Origin of the sequence: Paracoccus sp. IB05, from assembly GCF_016405985.1 — a bacterium.
Taxonomy (GTDB): domain Bacteria; phylum Pseudomonadota; class Alphaproteobacteria; order Rhodobacterales; family Rhodobacteraceae; genus Pseudogemmobacter.
Genome location: NZ_JAEFCF010000041.1, coordinates 39,366 through 46,006, shown reverse-complemented (window position 1 = coordinate 46,006; position 6,641 = coordinate 39,366). Strand labels below are relative to the sequence as shown.

Here is a 6,641-nt window from a genome sequence, read left to right as displayed (position 1 = left end):
CTAGCGGGAAAGGGACACATGCGGCCTCAATCAGAATAGCGCAACAAAGCCGATCAGGATTAGAAACAACCCGAGGCGGCTCAAACGCCCCGGCAGCAGCACCGACGCGAACAGCCCGGCTGCCGAGAGGTGAAACGCCGCCAACAGCGTCCGCAGCCTTACCGGCTTGCAAACGCTCGATTTCAAGCTTTGCGAGATCAAGCTTGAGGTTTTCTTGCTGGCGACGACGATCAGCGTCACCGGAGGTTACATCCCCGATTTCGCGGAAGCCGTCAGAGATCATCTGAAATGACGCCAGCGGCGGGCCATTATTGGCAAGCCCGGTGCCGCCGGGCTGTCCGTATTGCAGCAGGGTCAGACGGTTAAACCCGTAAGCGTCAGCAGCTTCACTCACGCCAGCCGCTTGCGACATGATGTTGTCGCGAGGCGAAGGGTTTTTGCGCTTACTGCCGAAGAGACCGGCCACGCCACCCGCAAGGGAGCCAATGCCGGACATGATTGTGTAGGGATCAGACATCAGGACGCCTTAACTTGCGCCAAGAGTTCAACGTCACGCTGCACTTCACTGATTCTCTTATAAAAAAGACCAGCAAGAAGAGTGCAAGCCGCTTCAAAGGCGAGAGCATCAACGCCTTCATCAGCCCGAGCCGTTTGAACACCACGGGCAATCAAACGAAGCCCGTGACCGTAGCAAGGAACCGGGGCCGTCATCAGACGACCCGCGAGCAGAGAGCGGTGATTTCCGAGGGGTAGACCCCGACGAGAAAACCGCCGAAGGCGGTCAGAGCGGGTATCAACATCTTGCGCACGAGAGGCAAGACGAGCTTGAAGGCTTTCAGCATACGCTTATCCCATTATATCAAGGGGTTAAGCATTCCTTTGGCGCATAATCAGTATTATGTAACACCATCATCAACGCTGGCCAATTCCGAGAGCGCGTGCAAGGCATGGTGTGGATCGTCACAGCGGAGCTGTTTACAGCCCCTTTCACCGACAGAACTGTTGCCGGCGGTGATCCCATTTGCAATCAGCCTGTTCAGCTCTCGGTTACAGAACCTGATCGGTCAGTTTCAGGCATTCGCTGATCTTGCCGCCCCGCAACCCGGTGTTGAACCATTGAGCACGCTGGGCTGAACTGCCATGGGTGAAGGTATGCGGCATCGGGCGTTGGCCAGCATTTTTTTGCAGCGTATCATCGCCGATCTGGCGCGCGGCGTTCAGCGCCTCGTCGAAATCACCACGCTCGATGGTTCCAAGCGTCGTCGCGGCCTCATGCGCCCAGACGCCGGAGAGACAATCGGCCTGGAGCTCGATCAGCACCGAGACCTGGTTCGAGTCAGTCGTGCTCAGCTGGCTGCGCAGCGTATTGGCGCGGCCAAGAATGCCGAGCTCGTTCTGGACGTGATGGCCGACCTCATGCGCCACGACATAGGCTGCAGCGAAATCGCCCTTCGCGCCAAGCTGTTTTTCGAGTGTTACGAAGAAACCGGTATCAAGATAGACCTTGCGATCGGATGGGCAATAGTACGGCCCGGTGGCCTCGGAGGCGCCGCCACAGGGCGACTGGGTGCCTCCCTTAAACAGCACCAGCGTCGCGGGTTTATAGGTTTTCTTCAGCTGGCTGCGGAACAGATCGGCCCAGATCACCTCGGTATCGGCCAAAACGACCGAGACGAATTCGCCGGCCTCCTGGTCCTGGGCGGTCAGCGGCTCACCCGCGCGGCCGCTGTCCTGGCCTGCATCCAGCCCGACCTGGTTCAGCAACTGGCCTGGATCGACGCCCAGCACCAGCGCGATCACGAAGACCGCAACAAGGCCAAGGCCCCCGACCCCAGCCGCGCCGCCCGTACGGATGCCACCGCCCTGCGCGCGGCGGTCTTCGATATTGTTGCTGCCGCGGCGGCCTTTCCATTGCATTGCGGACGCTCCCCTGTCCTGCGGCCCTGTCAGTGATGAGGCCTCGCATCTGTGGCAATCTACCCTGCCCCGCTGTGCCAGAAAAGCCCTGTCGAAAGGCCCAGGCGGCTGGACTGCACCGCGGCTGATCGCGGGCTGATCGTGGGCTGATCGTGGGCTGATCGTGGACGCGCGAAGGCGTTACTTTCCCTTTCGTCACACCGGGCCTAAACCTGACGCCGTATCGCCTGGGAATCGGAGCCCGCCCTATGATCCTGAAAACACCGGCAATCCTGATCGCGGGCCTCGGATCCGCCGCAATGCTGGCTGCGGCCTTTGGGTTTCAGCTGATTGGCGGGCTGGCGCCCTGCCATTTGTGCCTGCTGCAACGCTGGCCGCATGCGGCTGCGGTGCTGTTTCTGGTGCTCTGGCTGGTGACCGGCTGGCGGATCTGGCCCTGGCTGGGGGCTGCGGCGGCGCTGAGCACCGCCGGGATCGGGCTTTTCCATGCGGGTGTCGAGCTGGGCTGGTGGGAGTATATCTCGACCTGCACGCAAGGGTCGATTGCGGGACTGTCAGCGTCTGATCTGATGAACCCGGCTACGGCGGCCCCTGCCCCGGTGCGCTGCGATGCGATCCCATGGTCTTTGTTCGGGATCTCTATGGCGGGGTGGAATGCGATTGTCTCGCTGGTTCTGGCGCTGTTCTGGGGTTTCGGCGCCAGCCGCCGGGACTGAAGCATCGGGAGGGATAAACGGGGAGTGATCCGCGCCTTGCAGGGCGCGCATGCCTCCGGCGGGAGTATTTTGGTCAGGGGAAATGGGGCCGGCCTGCGGGGGCGATCAGGCCCCGTCGGTAACCGGTGCGCAATTGAAGAGGCGCGCATGTTCCTGGATTGCGAAACGGTCGGTCATGCCTGCCACATAATCCGCAACAATGCGGGCAAGCGTGGTTTCATCCTGACCGGCATCACGGATGTCTTCCTGCCATTCAGCGGGCAAAAGCTCAGGCTGGTTCAAAAACAGCGGGAAGAGATCATCCATCACACCCGTCACCCGCGCCCGCACTTCCATCACCGAGGGCGCGCGATACATCCGGTGGAAGAGAAAGCTGCGCACCGCTTTCAGCTCCTGGTAAAGCGGCTTTGAGAAGCGGATGATCGTGGTGCCCATATGGCGGATCTCGTGCACCGATTGCGGCTGAGCGGCATCAAGCCGGTTCTGCGCCACATGGATCACGTCTTCGACCATGCGGCCAAAGACGCGGCGCAGCGCTTCATGGCGGCGGCGCATGCGGTCGAGCCCTGGGTAAAGCTCGTCGACCTTGCGGAAGGCGGGGCCGGCGACCGGCAGCTCCATCAGGTCATCCTCGGAAAAAAGCCCCGAGCGCAGCCCGTCATGCAGGTCGTGATGCGAATAGGCCACGTCATCGGCAATGGCCGCGACCTGGGCCTCGGCGCTGGCATGGGTGGAAAGCTCCAGATCCCAGGCGCGGTTCACCTCGTCCAGCGCATAGGGCAAGTGGTCGGGGTCATGCTTGTGTTTGTCATCGGCATTGGGGCCGATCACCGGGCCATTGTGTTTCGCAATGCCTTCCAGCGTCTCCCAGGTCAGGTTCAGGCCGTCAAAGCCCGCATAGTGACGTTCCAGCCGCGTCACGATGCGCAAAGCCTGGGCATTATGGTCAAAGCCGCCATAGGGCTGCATCAGCCGCGCCAGCGCATCCTCGCCGGTATGACCAAAGGGCGTATGACCAAGATCATGCGCCAGCGCGATGGCCTCGGCGAGATCGGTGTTCAGCCCCAGCACCGCCGAGATCGTGCGCGCCACCTGGGCCACTTCGATCGAATGGGTCAGACGGGTGCGGTAGTAATCGCCCTCATGTTCGACAAAGACCTGTGTCTTGTGTTTGAGGCGGCGAAAGGCCGAAGAGTGGATGATCCGGTCGCGATCACGCTGAAAGGGCGAGCGGAATGTGCTCATTCCCTCATCGAACAGCCTCCCACGCGACTCTTCTGGCTGGCAGGCAAAAGGGGCAAGCATCACGATCCGGTTCCCAATTGAGTAGCGGCGGCTTGTTCGGCGCGGCCCTGCCCCCTATATTCCGGGAAAGCGCTGAAAGATACCGGAACAGCCATGGAACTTATGCTTCCCCCCGATGCCGCCCCCTTTGCCGATGCGCTGCCGCGCGTCACCGACCGCGCCTTCGCGCGGTTGGCCGAAATTGCCGAGATCACCGGCGCGCCACAGCCTTTGCGCGTGGGTGTGCTGGGCGGCGGCTGTTCGGGCTTTCAATATGAGATCGTGCTGGGCGAGGCCGGCCCTGAGGATCTGGTTTTCGAGAAAGACGGCCAGCGTGTGCTGGTTGATCCCGTCTCGCTTCCGTTCCTGCAAAATGCTGTGATCGATTTCACCGAAGAGCTGATCGGGGCGCGGTTTGTGATCGAGAACCCGAATGCGTCGAGCTCCTGCGGCTGCGGCACCTCATTCTCGATCTGACGCTTAAGGGACGAAACTGACCGGGTGATATGCCGGCGGACGGAAGTTGCGAGCTTAGCGTTGCAACAGGCCTGCTCCGGACAAGCCCGGCTGCCTCATATTCGCGTCAGTCCCACATCTCATCGCTGTGCGATGCAACAGCCGCTTTTCGGCGTCACGGCTGCATGGCACTATGGCGCCATGTCCCGCATCATCCTTCTGAACAAACCCTTTGATATGCTCTGCCAGTTCACCGATCTGAAGAGCCCTTCGCCCCGCCCGACCCTCTCGGCGGTGCTGGACCAGCCAGGCGTCTATCCGGCGGGCCGGCTGGATCGCGATTCCGAGGGGCTGGTGGTGCTGACCGATGACGGGCGGCTGCAGGCGCGGATCTCGGATCCGAAGCACAAGACCGAAAAGACCTATTACACCCAGGTCGAGGGGGCGCCCGACGCGGCCGCGCTGGCGGCGCTGGAACGGGGTGTCATGCTCAATGACGGCCCTGCCCTGCCCGCGCGGGCCAGGCTGGTGCCGGCGCCTTACTGGCTCTGGCCGCGCGAGCCGCCAATCCGGGTTCGCAAATCGGTGCCCGATGCCTGGATCGAGCTGACCATCCGCGAGGGCCGCAACCGCCAGGTGCGCCGCATGACAGCGGCGGTCGGCCTGCCAACTTTGCGCCTGATCCGCTGGCGGGTGGGGGATTGGACATTGACAGGCCTCGCGCCCGGACAATGGAGAGATTTGTGAGGAGGAATTTGTGAACATTGCTGCACAAGACATCATCGCCCATCTCGATCTGAGGCCGCATCCCGAGGGCGGCTGGTATCGCGAGACCTGGCGCGGCCCCACCCGCGAGGCGCGCGCCTGCGGCACTGCGATCCTCTTCCTGCTCCAGGCGGGCGAGAGAAGCCACTGGCACCGGGTCGATGCCGATGAGATCTGGCACTGGCATGCGGGCGCGCCCCTCGACCTCGCAATGGGGGACCGCGCGGCGCGGCATTACACGCTCGGGCCGGATATCCTCGCGGGGCAGCACTGTCAGATGATTGTGCCCGCCGGCTGGTGGCAGGAAGCCGTGAGCACCGGCGACTGGACGCTTCTGTCCTGCACGGTCAGCCCGGGCTTTCGGTTCGAGGGCTATGAGCTGGCCCCGGCGGGCTGGAGCCTGCCTGTTGAGCCGGCCCGGACGTAAAACAGACATACCCCCCGCTGGACGGCCATAGCAAATCTTGTATCCATCACAAGATGCGCCCTCGCCGCCAGGGGCGCCCCTGGATAAACCGGTCCCATGGAACACAGCCCCGCCTCCAAACCACAGCCCGCCGGTTCGCAGGACGGAGACAGCCTCTCCGGGTTCCTCTACGCGCTTTCCGCCTATCTTCTCTGGGGATTTCTGCCGCTTTACATGAAGGCGCTGGATCATGTCTCGCCGATCGAAGTGGTGGCGCATCGGGTGATCTGGGCGCTGCCGGTCGCGCTGCTGATCCTTGCCCTGACGCGCCGGACCGCAGATCTGAAGGCGGCTTTGCGCAATCCGGCGATGCTCGGGATGACGCTGGTGACGGCAGGGCTGATCTCGGTCAACTGGGGGTTCTATGTCTATGCGATCACCTCCGGGCGGGCGCTGGATGCGGCGCTTGGCTATTACATCAACCCGCTGTTCTCGATCCTGCTGGGGGCGCTGCTGCTGGGCGAGCGGTTGCGCGGCGTGCAATGGCTCGCGATCCTTGCGGCAGCCATCGGGGTTGCGATCCTGACCTTCGAGGCGGGGCGTCTGCCGGTTCTCGCGCTGGTGCTGACGCTGACCTGGGGCTTTTACGCCTATTTCAAGAAGAGCCTGCCGATCGGTCCGAACCAGGGCTTCACTCTCGAGGTGATGGTGCTTCTGCTGCCGGCACTGGCGGTGATCGGCTGGCTGGCCGCATCGGGTGAGATGCAGTTCCTGCACGGGCCTGGCTGGCAAAGCGCAATGTTGTTCCTGCTGGGGCTGGTGACCGCTGGGCCGCTGATCCTCTATGCCAATGGTGCCAAGAAGCTGCGGCTGACGACCATCGCGATCATGCAATATATCGCCCCGACGATGATTTTCCTCACCGCGGTTTTTGTCTTTGACGAGCCGTTCAGCCGGCAAAAACTGATCGCTTTCGGCTTCATCTGGCTGGGGCTGGTGATCTATTCCCTCTCGATGCTCCGCCGGACAGGCGCAAAGCCGGAGTTTTGAAAACTCCGGTCCGGAGCCTTACTAAGGCTCCGGCGCGAAATCTGTGC

The 6,641-nt window shown here is 62.5% G+C and carries 9 protein-coding genes; 5 read left to right on the top strand and 4 right to left on the bottom strand.

Annotated features, from left to right (window positions below; genetic code table 11):
• The 3 genes from JC607_RS20840 to JC607_RS20835 form a co-directional block, all read right to left on the bottom strand.
• Positions 1–517, bottom strand: a 517-nt coding sequence (locus JC607_RS20840) for a hypothetical protein (protein WP_198838744.1), incomplete at its 3' end; no start/stop codon positions are given.
• A 193-nt stretch (positions 518–710) separates the two neighbouring features.
• Complete coding sequence (locus tag JC607_RS25845) at positions 711–842, bottom strand: hypothetical protein (RefSeq protein WP_255532626.1); 132 nt, start codon at positions 840–842, stop codon at positions 711–713.
• Between the two features lie 205 nt (positions 843–1,047).
• Positions 1,048–1,917: a neutral zinc metallopeptidase gene (locus JC607_RS20835; protein ID WP_198838743.1), complete on the bottom strand. Its 870-nt coding sequence runs from the start codon at positions 1,915–1,917 to the stop codon at positions 1,048–1,050.
• A gap of 248 nt (positions 1,918–2,165) precedes the next feature.
• On the opposite strand from JC607_RS20835, the gene JC607_RS20830 reads away from it, so the two are divergent.
• Positions 2,166–2,633: a disulfide bond formation protein B gene (locus JC607_RS20830; protein WP_198838742.1), complete on the top strand. Its 468-nt coding sequence runs from the start codon at positions 2,166–2,168 to the stop codon at positions 2,631–2,633.
• Between the two features lie 105 nt (positions 2,634–2,738).
• On the opposite strand, the gene JC607_RS20825 is transcribed toward JC607_RS20830, so the two are convergent.
• Positions 2,739–3,944, bottom strand: coding sequence for a deoxyguanosinetriphosphate triphosphohydrolase (locus tag JC607_RS20825; protein ID WP_370584911.1), 1,206 nt, complete (start codon positions 3,942–3,944; stop codon positions 2,739–2,741).
• A gap of 87 nt (positions 3,945–4,031) precedes the next feature.
• On the opposite strand from JC607_RS20825, the gene JC607_RS20820 reads away from it, so the two are divergent.
• The 4 genes from JC607_RS20820 (at position 4,032) to rarD (ending at position 6,594) form a co-directional block, all read left to right on the top strand.
• Positions 4,032–4,394: an iron-sulfur cluster assembly accessory protein gene (locus JC607_RS20820; protein WP_233093056.1), complete on the top strand. Its 363-nt coding sequence runs from the start codon at positions 4,032–4,034 to the stop codon at positions 4,392–4,394.
• 180 nt (positions 4,395–4,574) lie between these two features.
• On the top strand, positions 4,575–5,120 hold the full coding sequence (locus JC607_RS20815) for a pseudouridine synthase (RefSeq protein WP_198838746.1): 546 nt from the start codon (positions 4,575–4,577) through the stop codon (positions 5,118–5,120).
• 16 nt (positions 5,121–5,136) lie between these two features.
• On the top strand, positions 5,137–5,565 hold the full coding sequence (locus JC607_RS20810) for a cupin domain-containing protein (protein ID WP_198838745.1): 429 nt from the start codon (positions 5,137–5,139) through the stop codon (positions 5,563–5,565).
• Positions 5,566–5,661: 96 nt separating this feature from the next.
• Positions 5,662–6,594, top strand: a complete 933-nt coding sequence (rarD, locus tag JC607_RS20805; protein ID WP_198838741.1) for an EamA family transporter RarD — start codon at positions 5,662–5,664, stop codon at positions 6,592–6,594.
• Positions 6,595–6,641 lie beyond the last annotated feature (47 nt).

Coding starts and splice junctions, on each gene's coding strand:
- JC607_RS20835 (WP_198838743.1), bottom strand. CDS start 1,917: ATGCAATGGAAAGGCCGCCGCGGCAGCAACAATATCGAAGACCGCCGC.
- JC607_RS20830 (WP_198838742.1), top strand. CDS start 2,166: ATGATCCTGAAAACACCGGCAATCCTGATCGCGGGCCTCGGATCCGCC.
- JC607_RS25845 (WP_255532626.1), bottom strand. CDS start 842: ATGCTGAAAGCCTTCAAGCTCGTCTTGCCTCTCGTGCGCAAGATGTTG.
- JC607_RS20820 (WP_233093056.1), top strand. CDS start 4,032: ATGGAACTTATGCTTCCCCCCGATGCCGCCCCCTTTGCCGATGCGCTG.
- rarD (WP_198838741.1), top strand. CDS start 5,662: ATGGAACACAGCCCCGCCTCCAAACCACAGCCCGCCGGTTCGCAGGAC.
- JC607_RS20815 (WP_198838746.1), top strand. CDS start 4,575: ATGTCCCGCATCATCCTTCTGAACAAACCCTTTGATATGCTCTGCCAG.